Annotated in this window: 14 protein-coding genes; 3 read left to right on the top strand and 11 right to left on the bottom strand. The window is 63.8% G+C overall.

What is annotated here, in order from left to right; genetic code table 11:
• Positions 1–9 precede the first annotated feature (9 nt).
• Positions 10–525: a 3-hydroxyacyl-[acyl-carrier-protein] dehydratase FabA gene (gene fabA, locus FJ546_RS04040; RefSeq protein WP_095771834.1), complete on the bottom strand. Its 516-nt coding sequence runs from the start codon at positions 523–525 to the stop codon at positions 10–12.
• Between the two features lie 242 nt (positions 526–767).
• On the opposite strand from fabA, the gene irrA reads away from it, so the two are divergent.
• A complete protein-coding gene (gene irrA / locus FJ546_RS04035; RefSeq protein ID WP_010913333.1) occupies positions 768–1,199 on the top strand; it encodes an iron response transcriptional regulator IrrA in 432 nt (143 codons plus the stop codon).
• A complete protein-coding gene (locus FJ546_RS04030; RefSeq protein ID WP_246686741.1) occupies positions 1,196–1,678 on the top strand; it encodes a DUF4260 domain-containing protein in 483 nt (160 codons plus the stop codon). The genes irrA and FJ546_RS04030 overlap by 4 nt, the downstream gene beginning before the upstream one ends.
• Here the strand turns inward: FJ546_RS04030 and FJ546_RS04025 are convergent.
• Entirely contained in the window at positions 1,668–2,228 is a 561-nt protein-coding gene (locus FJ546_RS04025; RefSeq protein ID WP_140888182.1) for an SH3 domain-containing protein, read from the bottom strand. The two genes, FJ546_RS04030 and FJ546_RS04025, sit on opposite strands and share 11 nt — an antisense overlap.
• A gap of 148 nt (positions 2,229–2,376) precedes the next feature.
• On the opposite strand from FJ546_RS04025, the gene FJ546_RS04020 reads away from it, so the two are divergent.
• Positions 2,377–3,378 carry a D-glycerate dehydrogenase gene (locus tag FJ546_RS04020; RefSeq protein ID WP_019863085.1) on the top strand — a complete coding sequence of 334 codons (1,002 nt, stop codon included), beginning with the start codon at positions 2,377–2,379 and terminating at the stop codon, positions 3,376–3,378.
• 29 nt (positions 3,379–3,407) lie between these two features.
• On the opposite strand, the gene FJ546_RS04015 is transcribed toward FJ546_RS04020, so the two are convergent.
• From FJ546_RS04015 to FJ546_RS03975, 9 genes are all read right to left on the bottom strand, one after another.
• Complete coding sequence (locus tag FJ546_RS04015) at positions 3,408–3,902, bottom strand: GNAT family N-acetyltransferase (RefSeq protein ID WP_140888181.1); 495 nt, start codon at positions 3,900–3,902, stop codon at positions 3,408–3,410.
• 14 nt (positions 3,903–3,916) lie between these two features.
• The gene (locus FJ546_RS04010; RefSeq protein WP_140888180.1) at positions 3,917–4,669 is read right to left on the bottom strand and encodes a molybdopterin-synthase adenylyltransferase MoeB; all 753 of its coding nucleotides are present in this window, start codon (positions 4,667–4,669) and stop codon (positions 3,917–3,919) included.
• 31 nt (positions 4,670–4,700) lie between these two features.
• Positions 4,701–5,840 carry a DNA replication/repair protein RecF gene (gene recF, locus FJ546_RS04005; protein ID WP_140888179.1) on the bottom strand — a complete coding sequence of 380 codons (1,140 nt, stop codon included), beginning with the start codon at positions 5,838–5,840 and terminating at the stop codon, positions 4,701–4,703.
• Positions 5,841–5,923: 83 nt separating this feature from the next.
• Positions 5,924–7,042, bottom strand: coding sequence for a DNA polymerase III subunit beta (gene dnaN / locus FJ546_RS04000; RefSeq protein ID WP_140888178.1), 1,119 nt, complete (start codon positions 7,040–7,042; stop codon positions 5,924–5,926).
• A 306-nt stretch (positions 7,043–7,348) separates the two neighbouring features.
• Positions 7,349–8,893, bottom strand: a complete 1,545-nt coding sequence (dnaA, locus tag FJ546_RS03995) for a chromosomal replication initiator protein DnaA (protein WP_140888177.1) — start codon at positions 8,891–8,893, stop codon at positions 7,349–7,351.
• An 852-nt stretch (positions 8,894–9,745) separates the two neighbouring features.
• Positions 9,746–10,012: a 30S ribosomal protein S20 gene (gene rpsT, locus FJ546_RS03990; RefSeq protein ID WP_010913342.1), complete on the bottom strand. Its 267-nt coding sequence runs from the start codon at positions 10,010–10,012 to the stop codon at positions 9,746–9,748.
• Positions 10,013–10,193: 181 nt separating this feature from the next.
• Entirely contained in the window at positions 10,194–10,967 is a 774-nt protein-coding gene (locus tag FJ546_RS03985) for an enoyl-CoA hydratase (RefSeq protein ID WP_140888176.1), read from the bottom strand.
• Between the two features lie 32 nt (positions 10,968–10,999).
• Complete coding sequence (gene mutM, locus FJ546_RS03980; protein WP_140888175.1) at positions 11,000–11,890, bottom strand: bifunctional DNA-formamidopyrimidine glycosylase/DNA-(apurinic or apyrimidinic site) lyase; 891 nt, start codon at positions 11,888–11,890, stop codon at positions 11,000–11,002.
• Positions 11,883–13,124 carry a phosphopentomutase gene (locus FJ546_RS03975; RefSeq protein ID WP_140888174.1) on the bottom strand — a complete coding sequence of 414 codons (1,242 nt, stop codon included), beginning with the start codon at positions 13,122–13,124 and terminating at the stop codon, positions 11,883–11,885. The genes mutM and FJ546_RS03975 overlap by 8 nt, the downstream gene beginning before the upstream one ends.
• Positions 13,125–13,341: the final 217 nt, after the last annotated feature.

Here is a 13,341-nt window from a genome sequence, read left to right as displayed (position 1 = left end):
AGGGTGCGGTCAACCGACCGCCGACTGCTTGGACAGACCGACCTTCAGGTCCGTCGCCGCATATATGGGCTCGCCATCCGCCTTCATCCAGCCATCGGCGATGCCCAGCACCAACCGGCCGCGCATGACACGCTTGAAATCCACGCCATACTCGACCTTCTTGACCGATGGCGTGACCATGCCCTTGAACTTGACCTCACCGGTCGACAGCGCCATTCCCTTGCCGGGTTCGCCGAGCCAGCCAAGATAGAAGCCGGTCAACTGCCACAAGGCGTCCAGGCCGAGGCATCCTGGCATGATCGGATTGCCGATAAAATGGCAGGCGAAGAACCACAGGTCCGGCTTGATGTCGAACTCCGCACGGATGAAGCCCTTGTCGAAGGCGCCGCCGGTCTCGCTGATCTCGGTGATACGGTCGAACATCAGCATCGGCGGGTAGGGCAGCTGGGCATTGCCCTCTCCGAACAGCTCGCCGCGGGCGCAGGCCAGCAATTCTTCGTAGTCGTAGCTGGATTTACCCGGCATCAATCTCGTCCCCATATCGTCCGGGCGGTAGCGCGCCCTTGTCGTTGGTGTCCTAACACAATCTGTTTCAGGCCGGAAACCGGCGTTTGCGCTTAACCCGCCTGTCTGCCCGGGTCAATGCGCGCTATTGATCGCATTCGGACGACCGAATATATGTCAACAGGGGTCCGGTTTCGGCAGACATTCATTTTTTTGCCATTCTGGGCGTGTCTTGAAGCGGGACTATTGGCTTGGAAGACCAGATGGACCGGGGCTGCCGGAAGGAAAATGTCGCTGTGGACAAGCGGGTACGTGAAGCCGGCCTGAGGCCGACGCGGCAGCGCATCGCGCTGGCCGACCTGCTTTTCGCCAAGGGCGATCGCCATCTCTCGGCCGAGGAACTGCACGAGGAGGCGCTGGCCGCCGGCGTGCCCGTGTCACTGGCCACGGTCTACAACGCGCTCCACCAGTTCACCCAGGCGGGGTTGCTGCGCATCCTTGCCGTCGAGGGCGCCAAGACCTATTTCGACACCAACACCTCCGATCACCATCATTTCTATATAGAAGGCGAAAACCGGATTTTCGACATCGCCAACGGTCCGGTGACGGTCACCAACCTGCCGGATCCGCCCGAGGGCATGGAAATCGCCAATGTCGACATCGTGGTGAGGCTGCGCCCCAAGCGCCAGGAATGACCGGTGAGGCCAGAACAATCGGTTCGGCCGGCAGTGATCTGTCAGGCCGGAACAGTCTGTCAGGCCAGAATAATCTGTCAGGCCAGAATCTGTCCGGGATGAAGTCCCTCGACCTGATAATCCGGCTCGAATGGGCTGTCGTGGCGGCCGTTGCGATCGTCTTCTACGCTTGGTCAGGCGTTTCCTGGTGGCTCTTCGGATTGCTCATCCTGGCGCCGGACCTGTCAATGTTCGGCTATCTCGGCGGGCCGCGCACCGGCGCCATCGCTTACAACGCCCTGCACATCCTCATCGTACCGGTGCTGCTGCTGCTCGTCGGGTACCTGTCCGGTCATGCGGTCGCGATCGCGGTCGCACTGACCTGGATCGCCCACATCGCCATCGACCGCGCACTGGGCTACGGGCTGAAACTGCCAGCGGGTTTTCAGGACACCCACCTCGGCCGCATCGGGCGCAAGCGGGACGAGCTCAGTCCTTGACCCGCTCGCCGGGATAGGCGCCCCAGACCGCGGCCTGGGCGAGCCAGCCGGTGTGGCCGTCGAGCGTCATTTCGCACCACTGGCCGTCGCAGGACTTGATCGTGCCCATGACGCCCGGCTCGACGATCGCCACCACCCGGGCATCCTTGTCGGGACTTTTCATAAGGTTGATCTGGGCGCCCTTGCCGCGCTGCCAGGGTGCGATGATCGCCGTGCGCCGGCCTGACAGCAGCGACTGGTTGATCCAGCCCTCCGAGCCATCGGCGTCGCGCACGCGGCGCCACGTGTCGAATTCCTGGACGACCTCCATCGGCAGGCCGGCCTTCATATACATCCAGTCAACCGAGTAGTTGGCGCCGGGGCCGACGCGCGAATTGACGCGGCCGGACTTCAGGCTGACGAATCGCGGCAGCGGCAGGCCGCTCGGCCCGAGCGTGACGGCGCTCTGGGCGGGCGCGGCCGCGCCCTGCGCCGCAGCAAGCGGGGAATAGAGGAGAGCGCCGAGAAATGCTGCGCTGATGGCCAGGCGAAGCGACGCGAAACCAGACACTTTCGTTCCTTTCGGCGCCGGCCCGGTGGCCTTGGCGCCCCTTTTTCTTTGTCTTCGGCGGCACCGCTTGTTACATGGGTAAATCGGCTACCGCGACCGGCTTTCAGTTTCGCCGGTCTTGGTTAAAGAGGTCTCAACGAGGGAAACAATGGTAGGCAAAAAGAAGCCTCTCGTGGTCATCACGCGAAAGCTGCCCGACCCGGTCGAGACCCGCATGCGCGAGCTGTTCGACGCCAGGCTGAATGTCGAGGACAGGCCGATGACGCAGCCGGAGCTGGTCGCCGCGGTCAAGGAAGCCGACGTGCTTGTGCCGACGGTGACCGACCAGATCGACGCGGCGCTGATCGCCCAGGCCGGCGACAACCTCAAGCTGATCGCCAATTTCGGCAATGGCGTCGACAAGATCGACGTGGCCGCGGCCGCCAAGAGGGGCATCACCGTCACCAACACGCCCAATGTGCTGACCGAGGATACCGCCGACATGACCATGGCGCTGATGCTGGCGGTGCCGCGCCGGCTCGCGGAGGGCGCCAATGTGCTCACCGGCGACAAGAAATGGGCCGGCTGGTCGCCGACCTGGATGCTTGGCCGGCGCATCTGGGGCAAGCGGCTGGGCATCGTCGGCATGGGCCGCATCGGCACGGCCGTCGCGCGCCGGGCCAAGGCTTTCGGCCTGTCGATCCACTATCACAACCGCCATCGCGTTTTGCCGGCGGTCGAGGACGGGCTGGAGGCGACCTATTGGGAGAGCCTCGACCAGATGCTGGCCCGCATGGACATCATCTCCGTCAATTGTCCGTCGACGCCCGCGACCTTCCATCTTCTGTCGGCACGGCGCTTGGCGCTGCTGCAGCCGACGGCCTATGTCGTCAACACCGCGCGCGGCGACATCATCGACGAGGAAGCGCTGGTCAAGCTGATCCAGGACGGCAAGATCGCCGGCGCCGGCCTCGACGTCTACGAGCATGAGCCGGCGCTCAATGCCAAGTTGCTCAAGCTTGCTGCCCGGCACAAGGTCGTGCTTTTGCCGCATATGGGTTCGGCGACGCTCGAGGGCCGCATCGACATGGGCGAGAAGGTCATCATCAACATCCGGGCCTTCGTTGACGGTCACCGCCCGCCGGACCGCGTGCTGCCGCTCAGAACCTGACGGTCTCGCGGCGCCGCGCTCCCTGTTCTTCAAATGCAAGCCAAGGCTTGCGAAAGGACCTTGCGCATGGTGATCGATGTCGGCTTGGCGTAGCCCTCATGCACCGTCCGCCCTGTCTCGTGAAAGCCGAGGCGGGCAAAGGCGGCGTGATTGGCGGTAAGCTCGATGCGCGTCTGCAGTTCCAACGCCGCCTTGCCGCGATCGAGCGCGAGACGTTCGACCGACTGCATCAGTCGCCGGCCGATGCCTTGCCCCTGGCGGTCCGGGGCGACGGCGAGCTTGCCGACGTAAAGATCGTCGGCCCTTTCCTGAGCGAAGACGCAGCCGACGATCCTTTCGCCATCGATGGCCACGAACCCGGTCTCCCGCCGGGCCTTGTCGCGCAGCGTGTCGACGGTGAGCAGGTGTGCCGAGGACGGAGGGTCGATGACGCCGTCCATGAAGGCGAAGGCATGCATGATCAAGACAAGCACCTCGTCCCAGCGGCCGAAATCGGCCGGAATGCGGTCGATTGTAAGGGGCATGGTCCGCTCCAAGATCAGCGCCTGGCGTAGCGGATCGTCTCGAAGCGCGCGGCGAGCGCATCGTAGAGCAGCAGTCGGCCGACCAGCGGCTCGCCAATGCCGGTGATCAGCTTGATGGCCTCCATCGCCTGCAGCGTGCCGACGACGCCGGTCAGCGCACCAAGCACCCCGGCCTCGGCGCAGGACGGCACCAGGCCTGGCGGTGGCGCTTCGGGAAAGAGATCGCGATAGCCCGGGTTAGGCTTGCCATCCTTGCCGACCTCGAACGGCTTCAGCACCGTCACCGAGCCGTCGAAGCGGCCAACGGCGGCATGCACCAGGGGTTTACGCGCGCTCGCACAGGCGTCGGCCACCGTATAACGGGTCTCGAAATTGTCGGAACCGTCGACCACGATGTCATAGCGGGCGACGAGGGCAGGGGCGTTGTCGGCGCTCAGCCGGAACGTGTGCGTCTCGACCGCGGTGTTCGGATTGATGCGGACGATTGCCGCCCTGGCGCTGTCGGTTTTCAGTTTGCCGACCGTATCGGTGTCGTGGATGACCTGACGCTGCAAATTGGAGAGCGACACGGTGTCGTCGTCGACAATGCCGAGCGTGCCGACGCCGGCCGCCGCAAGGTATTCGAGCACCGGCGCGCCCAGCCCGCCGGCGCCGATCACCAGGACGCGCGCTTGCTTGAGCTTCTGTTGGCCCGCACCGCCGACCTCCGGCAGCACGATGTGGCGGGCATAGCGTTCGATCTCGTCGGCGGTGAGCGCAGTGGTCATGTCAGGACAATACAGCGGCCGAAAAACCTTGTCAGGCGTCTTCGGTTGGCCCAACCGTGCCATGGTCGACGGTCAGGAATTGCGCACGGCCCTTGAGGCTGGAGAACAGGGCGGCATCGGTTCCCGTCATGAAGGCCTGGCAGTTCAACGCCTCGAGGATCGAGAACAGTGCCGCCCGCCGCCCGCCGTCGAGGTGTGCTGCGATCTCATCCAGCAGCAGGATCGGCGTCATACCCGACATCTCGCCTGTCAGCCGTGCGTGCGAGAGCACGATGCCGACCAGCAAGGCCTTCTGCTCGCCGGTCGAACAGAGCTCGGCCGGCATCGCCTTGGGCCGGTGCCGCACCAGGAGATCGGAACGGTGCGGGCCTTCGAGCGTTCGTCCCGCGGCACGATCGCGATCTCGTCCGCCGGCGAGCGCGCGGCGGAACCGCTCCTCGACATCGACCGCCGGCGCGCTGGAAACCTCGGCTTCCAGATCGCCCGAAAGGCTGATGTCGGCCTGCGGGAACGGCCCGGTGTCGGGCAGCCTGTCGATCATGGCGGCGAGCAGGCGCACCAGTTCGGCGCGCGCCGCCGCAATCGCGACGCCGGTTTCGGCCATCTGCGTCTCGATCGCCTCGAACCAGCGATCGTCCCGGGATCCATCCGTAAGCAGGCGATTACGGCCGCGCATGGCCTTTTCGTAGTCGAGCGCACGCTGGCCGTGGCCGGGATCGATCGCCAGAACCAGCCGGTCGAGAAAGCGCCGGCGATCCGCGGCCGGTCCGGTGAACAGCGCATCCATGGCCGGCGTCAGCCACACCACGCGCAGCCATTCCAGCATGTCTTCGGCCGATCGGGCGGTCGCGCCGTTGATGCGAACGCGCCTGCCGCCTTCGCCCTCGCCGACGGAAATGCCCGTGCCGATCTCGACCTGGCCGTCGGGCCCGTCGAGCCGGGCATGCAGCGCAAAGCCGCCATCGCCGCCTTCGCGCGCGACATCGGCGTAAGGGGCACGGCGCAAGCCACGGCCGGGCGTCAGAAAGGAAATCGCTTCGAGCAGGTTGGTTTTGCCGGCGCCATTGTCGCCGGAAAACACGACGGCGCCCGGGGCGAGATCGATCGCCAGCGCCGCATAGTTGCGGAAATTAGTAAGTGTAAGCTTACTTATATGCGTCTGTGCCGGCAACCGCTATCCGCCTGTAGAAGTGCCGCAACCATTGTTCTTGCCGCCGGTCCTGTCGCAGCGCCGGATCGATGATGCAGCGCCGGCTACACCCGCATGGGCATCAGCACGTAAAGCGCGGTCTCGTCGGCCATGTCGTGGATCAGGGTCGGCGAACCGGCATCGGCCAGCATGAATTTGGCTTCCGTCCCGGTCAGCTGCGCGGCGACATCGAGCAGATATTTGGCGTTGAAGCCGATCTCGATCGGGTCGGACGAGTAATCGGCAGCCAGTTCCTCGGTGGCGCTGCCGGAATCCGGGTTGTTGACCGCGAGCGTCACCTGGCCTTCGCTGATCGAAAGCTTCACCGCGCGGCCGCGTTCGGAGGAAATGGTTGAGACGCGATCGACCGCGGCGGCAAAGCTCTGGCGGTCGAGGATCAGCTTCTTGTCGTTGCCCGTCGGAATGACCCGCTGATAATCGGGGAAGGTGCCGTCGATCAGCTTCGAGGTCAGCACCACGCTGCCGATGGTGAAGCGGATCTTGGTATCGGACAGTTCGGTGGTCACGGCGACATCCGGATCGTCGACCAGTTTCTGCAGCTCGCTCACCGTCTTGCGCGGAATGATGATGCCCGGCATGCCTTCGGAACCCGCCGGCGCATCGATTTCGGCGCGCGCCAGGCGGTGGCCGTCGGTCGCCACCGAGCGCAGCTTCAGCTTGCCGCCGACTTCATGCGTGTGCAGGTAGATGCCGTTGAGATAATAGCGCGTCTCCTCGGTGGAAATGGCGAACTGCGTCTTCTCGATCAGCCCCTTCAGGGCAACCGAGTCGAGCCGGAAGATATGCGAGAACGATCCGGCCGAAAGTTCGGGGAAATCGGATTGCGGCAGGCACTGCAGGCGGAAGCTCGAGCGGCCCGACGTCACTGTCATGGCGTTGCCGTCCTCGTCCGTCTTCAGCATCACCTCGGCGCCGTCCGAGAGCTTGCGCACGATGTCGTAGAGCAGATGCGCGGGAACCGTCGTCGCCCCGCCACGCTCCACCTTGGCTGGCGTTGCTTCCGTCACCTCCAGGTCGAGGTCGGTGGCCTTCATTTCCAGGCTGGCGCCTTCGGCGGTGAGCAGCACGTTGGACAGGATCGGTATCGTGTTGCGCCGTTCGACCACACGGTGGACGTGGTTGAGCGACTTCAGGAGATTTGACCGTTCCAGGATAACACGCATGACGAAACAGGCTCGCTTGAAAGGATGAGCGGGTCTCCGGCTGGCGGCGCCCCGCGAAAGGTCTGAACAGGCTCAGAATCTGCGTAAACTGACAGGAAAAAGCCAGTAAACGCAAGCCCGCGACACCGGTTCGGGCCGGCTGCGCGGGCTTTCTGGGGATAAACGCCGCGAAGACCGCCAGCCGGTGTGCTGAATCCGGAATCCGGATCGTCGCCGGCCGATGCCGCGAGCCCATTCCGCGCTCGCCGCTGGGCAGGCAAGCCGTTGAATTCTAGTGCAGTTCCGGCTTGCCTGTTCCGGGTCCGATCAGGCCTGATCGTTGATCAGCCGTCGCAGCAGCTCAAGTTCCTGTGCCAGCGTGTTGTCGTTGCCGGAAAGGTCTTCGATCTTGCGCACCGCGTGCAGCACGGTGGTGTGGTCGCGGCCGCCGAAGCGCCGTCCGATTTCGGGCAGTGAGCGCGGCGTCATCACCTTCGACAGGTACATGGCGACCTGCCGTGGCTTGACGATGGTGCGCGTGCGCCGGTTGGACAGCAATTCGGTCTTCGACACATTGTAGTGGCGCGCCACGATGCGCTGGATATCCTCGATGCGGACCCGCTTCGGCTCGCCGGTGCGATAGATGTGCCCGAGGATCTCGTCGATGCGATCGATGGTGATCTGCGGCTCGAACGACTGCCGGAACAGCAGCTGATTGAAGGCGCCCTCCAGTTCGCGTCCGCTGCCGGTCACGGTGCGGGCGACGTGATTGAGGATCTCTTCGGAAATGTCGAGCGAAGCGTCGTCGACCCTGGCCGTGGCCAGGCGCAGTTTGAGCATGCCGAGGCGCATGGCGAAATCGGGCGCCGACATTTCAAGCGCGACGCCGCCATTGAGGCGCGAGCGGACGCGCGGCTCCAGCGATTCCAGCTCCGACGGCGGTCGGTCGGCGGCGACGACGACCTGCTTGGCGCTGTCGAGCAGCATGTTGATCAAATGGCAGAACTCATGCTGGATCGACTTGCCCTGCAGGAACTGCATGTCGTCGATGATCAGGAGGTCGATGTCGCGCAGCTGCTCCTTGAGCGTCAACGCGTTGTTGTCGCGGATCGCCGTGGCGAAGCGCCACATGAAATATTCCGCAGTGAGATAGACCACGCGGGACTTCGGGTTCTGCTTCAGCGATTCCGCCGCGATGGCCTGCAGCAGGTGGGTCTTGCCGAGCCCGACGGTCGCGTGCAGGAAAAGCGGATTGAAGCGCACGGCGCTCGACTGCGATTCCGCCACGGCCTTGGCGGCGGCGAAGGCCACCCGGTTCGACGGCCCCTCGATGAAGGAGCCGAACGTGTAGCGCGGATCAAGCGGCGACCCCAGCACATTGTGGCGGAACTCGCTCTCGACCGCCGCACCCGGGCGCGGCACCGGGGGCCGTTCCACCCTGCCGGGGCTCACGGTGCCGGCGGCGAGCGCCGTCTGCGTCTGTCGTGTCACCTTGCGCGCCGGCGCCAATTCCGGTTCGACATGGCTGCGCCCTTGACGGGTGGCCGTGCGCACCACGATCTCGATCTTGAGGAGATCGGCATCCTCATGCTTCCACAGTTCGGAGATGAGGTCGAGATAATGGCCATTGATCCACGAGCGCAGGAACGCGGTGGGGACCGAGATGCGGACAATGCCCTTGGACGCTTCCGCGACCTTCATGCGGCCGAACCAGCTCGAATAGACTTCAGCTCCCAGACGCGCCTTCAACTGGGCCCTGACCCGATCGAACTTCTGTTCCGCGTCGCTGGAGACCGCCATCTCGTTTGCTCCGATCAAAGTTCCAGGAAATGGGAGGTCGCCCGTAAGCTCCCTTTCGATGCCGCTCTGCATGATCGAGTTCCTTGTCTTTCTGTACCTGTTTTCCGCCGGGGATGCGCCTCCTGCATCCTTGTTCCAGCGACCGTGTCTTCGTTACGATGCCCGTTGCCGCCGCCGGCAATGAACGTCGCCACTATCCGGAGGGAACCGGTGCCGGCCCATGGAAGCCAGTCCGCGTTGGGTATGTCAGGGCAATACGACATCGTCCGGCGAAAAACGCCGGCGCGTTGTCAACCTGCCATGTCTCGTTACGCCAGTCCCCTACCGTATCGAAAAGAGCAAACCAAAGCCGTCCGCGGAATTGATCCGCGTCGCAAATCCCGCCAATTTAAGCTGGCCGCGTCAGGCTGGGTTAAGGACCAGAGGCCCGTCCCCTTCGATGGATGGACATTACCGAAATCGCTGTGGATAGGGCAAGGCCACGTCTAACGGATTTTTAAGGAATCTGGTTACCTCCGGCGCCTTCGGGCGCCATGCCGCGGCGGCGTATTTTGACAAAGCCATTGTGATTCAAACCCTTTTCCGGCGAATATGAAAAAGCCGGGCCGATACGAAATATTCTGAAATAATTCGCTTGACAGCCAGTTGTCCTCCCGTCGCTTTGGAGCTCTGTGGACAGGCTGTGGATGACCATTGGTAACTATCTGAAAAATATTGCTTATTTCTGATAGTCAAGGACTTCCAGGGCGACGCTTTTTAAGCGCGCCAACCATCGGCGGGCATGCATGTGCCGGCAAAGAATTTCGAAGCTTGGAAGCCGCCCTGGGCGCGGTTTCCGAGCATTCTTTTTAAGTACTTGCCGGCAAACGAAAAAAACCCGGCGCGATCGGCCGGGTTTTAGACAAGCTAGTCTGTATAGCGATGTTAGGCCGACAGCACCTTGAGCCGTGCGGCCAGTCGCGACACCTTGCGGGACGCTGTGTTCTTGTGGATGACGCCCTTGGTTGCGGCACGCATCAACTCCGGCTCCGCGGCCTTGAAGGCGGCCTGCGCGGCGGCCTTGTCACCGGAGGCGAGCGCCTCCTCGACCTGGCGGACATAGGTGCGCACGCGCGAGCGGCGGTTCTTGTTGATCGCCGCGCGGCGGGCGATCTTGCGCGTTGCCTTTTTGGCCGAGGATGTGTTGGCCATGATGCCTCTCTTCTGATCTGGTCGGCGCACGCGGCATGCCGCAGGGCGCAAAAAACAAACGGGCAGCCACAGGGCCGCCTCGGTTGGTGCGGCTTATAGTTCAGCTTTTCCGGCGCGTCAACGCTGCCTGGCGTTCTTTTTGGCCGACGCCACACGGTTTCGACCGCGGGCGGGCAAGGCTCTACCGATTGGCGAAATTCGGCTTCCGCTTTTCGGCGAAGGCCGCCATGCCTTCCTTCTGGTCTTGGAGCGCGAAAAGCGAATGGAACAGACGACGTTCGAACCGCAATCCCTCGGCCAGCGTCGTCTCATAGGAACGGTTGACGGCTTCCTTCGCCATCATCACCGACGGCAGCGAGAAGGCCGCGATCTTGGCCGCCGCCTTGACTGCTTCCTCGACAAGCTCGGCGGCGGGTACGACCCGCGACACCAGGCCTGAGCGCTCGGCTTCCGCTGCATCCATCATCCGTCCGGTCAGGCACATGTCCATCGCCTTCGACTTGCCGACAAACCGGGTCAGGCGTTGCGACCCGCCCATGCCGGGAATGACGCCGAGCGTGATTTCGGGCTGACCGAATTTGGCCGTGTCGGCGGCAATGATGAAGTCGCACATCATTGCCAGTTCGCATCCGCCGCCGAGCGCATAGCCGGCCACCGCGGCGATAACGGGTTTGCGCACCCGCGTCAGGTCTTCCCAGCCGACGAACAGATCCTGCAAATAGGCGTCCGCAAAGGAGATTGCCTGCATTTCCTTGATGTCGGCGCCGGCGGCGAAGGCCTTGTCGGAACCTGTAATGACCACGGCGCCGATGCTGGCGTCGGCATCGAAGTCTTTCACGGCCGCGACCAGCTCGGCCAGAAGCTGAAGGTTCAGCGCATTGAGCGCCTTTGGCCGGTTCAGAGTGACCAGTCCGACCTTGCCGCGCGTCTCGGTGATGATCGTTTCATAGGCCATGGCTGCTTCTCCTCGCTCCACCTCGGTCTAACTCAGCTCTGACACGTCCGGCAATAGAAGGTCGAGCGTCCGCTCTGCACGACGCGCTCGATATGGCCGCCGCAGCCGGGCTTCGGGCAGGGCTCGCCCTCACGGTTGTAGACGGCGAAGGAATGCTGGAAATAGCCCAGCGATCCGTCGGTGTGCATGTAGTCGCGCAGCGAAGACCCGCCGGCGGCGATGGCATCCGATATGACCGAGCGGATCGCCTCGGCGAGGCGTTCGCTTTGCTGCCTGGCCTTCTTGCCCGGCTTGGCGATGGTGCCCGCCTCGCGCAAGGGCGACAGGCCGGCGCGCCAAAGCGCCTCCGAGACATAAATATTGCCAAGTCCCGCGATCAGCTTCTGGTCAAGAAGTGCTGCCTTGAGCGGCGATCCGCGGCCTTGCAGCAACGAGGCCAGCAGCGCGCCGTCCAGCGTATTGCCCGTTGGCTCGACGCCCAGCCCGGCCAGCATCGGGTGCATCTCCGGCGATCCTTCCGCAAACAGCATGAAACCGAAGCGGCGCGGGTCGTTGAAGATCACGCGGGACCGGGCGCCGCCGGCACCGACCACATCGAACACCACATGATCGTGTGCCGTGCTTTTCGAGCGTTCGTGGTGGAACACGCCGGGTGTCCCGCCGTCGTCGTCGGTCTCGATGCGAAAGGAGCCCGACATGCCGAGATGGCAGATCAGCACCGGGCCGTCCTGCACATGCATGGTCAGATATTTGGCCCGGCGGCCGAGTGCAGTAATGGTCCTGCCCGTCAGCCTCTCCGAAAACCGTTCAGGAAAGGGAAACCGGAGGTCTGGCCGACGCGCCTCGACCCTGGTCAGACGGGCACCTTCCAGGACCGGCTGCAGGCCACGCCGGACCGTTTCGACTTCGGGCAATTCAGGCATGACCGCCAATCATCGCATGGAAAGAAGTGCCGTAGCGGCCGGGCGCCAGCCCGAGGTGTTCGGCGACGGTTTCGCCGATATCGGCGAATGTCGTTCTCAGTCCGATGTCGCCACCTGCCAGACCCGGTCCCATGCCGATCACCGGGATGCGTTCACGCGTGTGATCGGTCCCTCGCCAGGTCGGATCATTGCCGTGGTCGGCCGTCAGGATGAGAAGGTCGCCCTGCCGTAGCTTGGCGAATGCTTCCGGCAGCCTTCGGTCGAAGGCCTCGAGCGCGGCGGCATAGCCGGCGACGTCCCGGCGATGGCCGAATTCGGTGTCGAAATCGACGAAATTGGCGAAAACGAGATCGCCGTCGCCGGCATCGTCCATCGCACCGAGCGCCTTGTCGAACATGGCCATGTTGCCGGCGGCCTTGCGCACTTCCGAAATCCCGCGATGGGCGAAGATGTCACCGATCTTGCCGACGGCGATGACGCGGTTTCCCCGCGCCGTCAGCCGGTCAAGCAGGGTCGGCTCCGGCGGTGGCACGGCATAGTCATGGCGATTGTAGGTCCGCTGGAAGGTGGCGGCGGTCTCGCCGACGAACGGCCGTGCGATCACGCGCCCGATTCTGAGCGGATCAACCAGCCGGCGCACCACCTGACAGAATTCATAAAGCCGATCCAACCCGAAATGAACTTCATGCGCTGCGATCTGCAGGACCGAGTCGACCGAGGTGTAACAGATCGGCTTGCCGGTACGGATGTGTTCCTCGCCGAACCGTTCGATGATCACGGTGCCCGGCGCATGGCAGTTGCCGAGAATGCCTGATACCTCGCCCTGGCGGATCATCGCCGCGGTCAGATCAGTGGGAAAGGCGGGAACCGTATCCGGGAAGTAACCCCAGTCGAAACGCACCGGCAGCCCGGCGATCTCCCAGTGGCCGGAGGGCGTGTCCTTGCCGCTCGAAACTTCCTGCGCCGCGCCATGGAAGGCGTTGGCGACCAGATCCGTCCCGAAATGGGCAAAACCCAACCCTGTCGCCGTCTCCGCCGCCTTGCCAAGCCCGAGCGACGCCATGTGCGGGACAAACAGCGGCCCTTGCCGAAGCCGCTCGCGGTCCGCGCGCCCTTCGGCGCAAGCTTCGGCGATGTGCGCAAGCGTGTTGGCGCCGGCGTCGCCATAGCGTTCTGCGTCGGCCGCACCGCCGATGCCGAAAGAGTCCAGGATGAAGAGGAAAGCGCGCGCCATCGGGTCGTTGTTGCCAGTTTGGACGCCCAGACATAGGGTTCCAAGGCGGCATTGGCAATTCGGAAACCAAAAGGCAACGGCTTGGCGCGACAGTCCAGTCCATGTCGCCCGAAAGTGTGCAGCGGTTTTGGGATAACGGCATGGACAAACCAAGAGAGCATGTCGGTCACAGTGTGCGCGGGTTTGGGGCAACGACGACAGACACAATCCGAGATGT

The sequence above is a fragment of the Mesorhizobium sp. B2-4-19 genome (genome assembly GCF_006441315.1).
Classification (GTDB): domain Bacteria; phylum Pseudomonadota; class Alphaproteobacteria; order Rhizobiales; family Rhizobiaceae; genus Mesorhizobium.
The sequence above is the reverse complement of the archived record's forward strand: the minus strand, read 5'-3'. Positions and strand labels throughout refer to the sequence as shown.

Bases quoted from the DNA above. Each gene is read 5' to 3' on its own strand.
- FJ546_RS03975 (WP_140888174.1), bottom strand. From the start codon at position 13,124: ATGGCGCGCGCTTTCCTCTTCATCCTGGACTCTTTCGGCATCGGCGGT.
- mutM (WP_140888175.1), bottom strand. From the start codon at position 11,890: ATGCCTGAATTGCCCGAAGTCGAAACGGTCCGGCGTGGCCTGCAGCCG.
- fabA (WP_095771834.1), bottom strand. From the start codon at position 525: ATGCCGGGTAAATCCAGCTACGACTACGAAGAATTGCTGGCCTGCGCC.
- irrA (WP_010913333.1), top strand. From the start codon at position 768: ATGGACCGGGGCTGCCGGAAGGAAAATGTCGCTGTGGACAAGCGGGTA.
- FJ546_RS04020 (WP_019863085.1), top strand. From the start codon at position 2,377: ATGGTAGGCAAAAAGAAGCCTCTCGTGGTCATCACGCGAAAGCTGCCC.
- FJ546_RS04010 (WP_140888180.1), bottom strand. From the start codon at position 4,669: ATGACCACTGCGCTCACCGCCGACGAGATCGAACGCTATGCCCGCCAC.
- FJ546_RS04030 (WP_246686741.1), top strand. From the start codon at position 1,196: ATGACCGGTGAGGCCAGAACAATCGGTTCGGCCGGCAGTGATCTGTCA.
- dnaA (WP_140888177.1), bottom strand. From the start codon at position 8,893: ATGCAGAGCGGCATCGAAAGGGAGCTTACGGGCGACCTCCCATTTCCT.
- FJ546_RS03985 (WP_140888176.1), bottom strand. From the start codon at position 10,967: ATGGCCTATGAAACGATCATCACCGAGACGCGCGGCAAGGTCGGACTG.
- rpsT (WP_010913342.1), bottom strand. From the start codon at position 10,012: ATGGCCAACACATCCTCGGCCAAAAAGGCAACGCGCAAGATCGCCCGC.
- FJ546_RS04015 (WP_140888181.1), bottom strand. From the start codon at position 3,902: ATGCCCCTTACAATCGACCGCATTCCGGCCGATTTCGGCCGCTGGGAC.
- dnaN (WP_140888178.1), bottom strand. From the start codon at position 7,042: ATGCGTGTTATCCTGGAACGGTCAAATCTCCTGAAGTCGCTCAACCAC.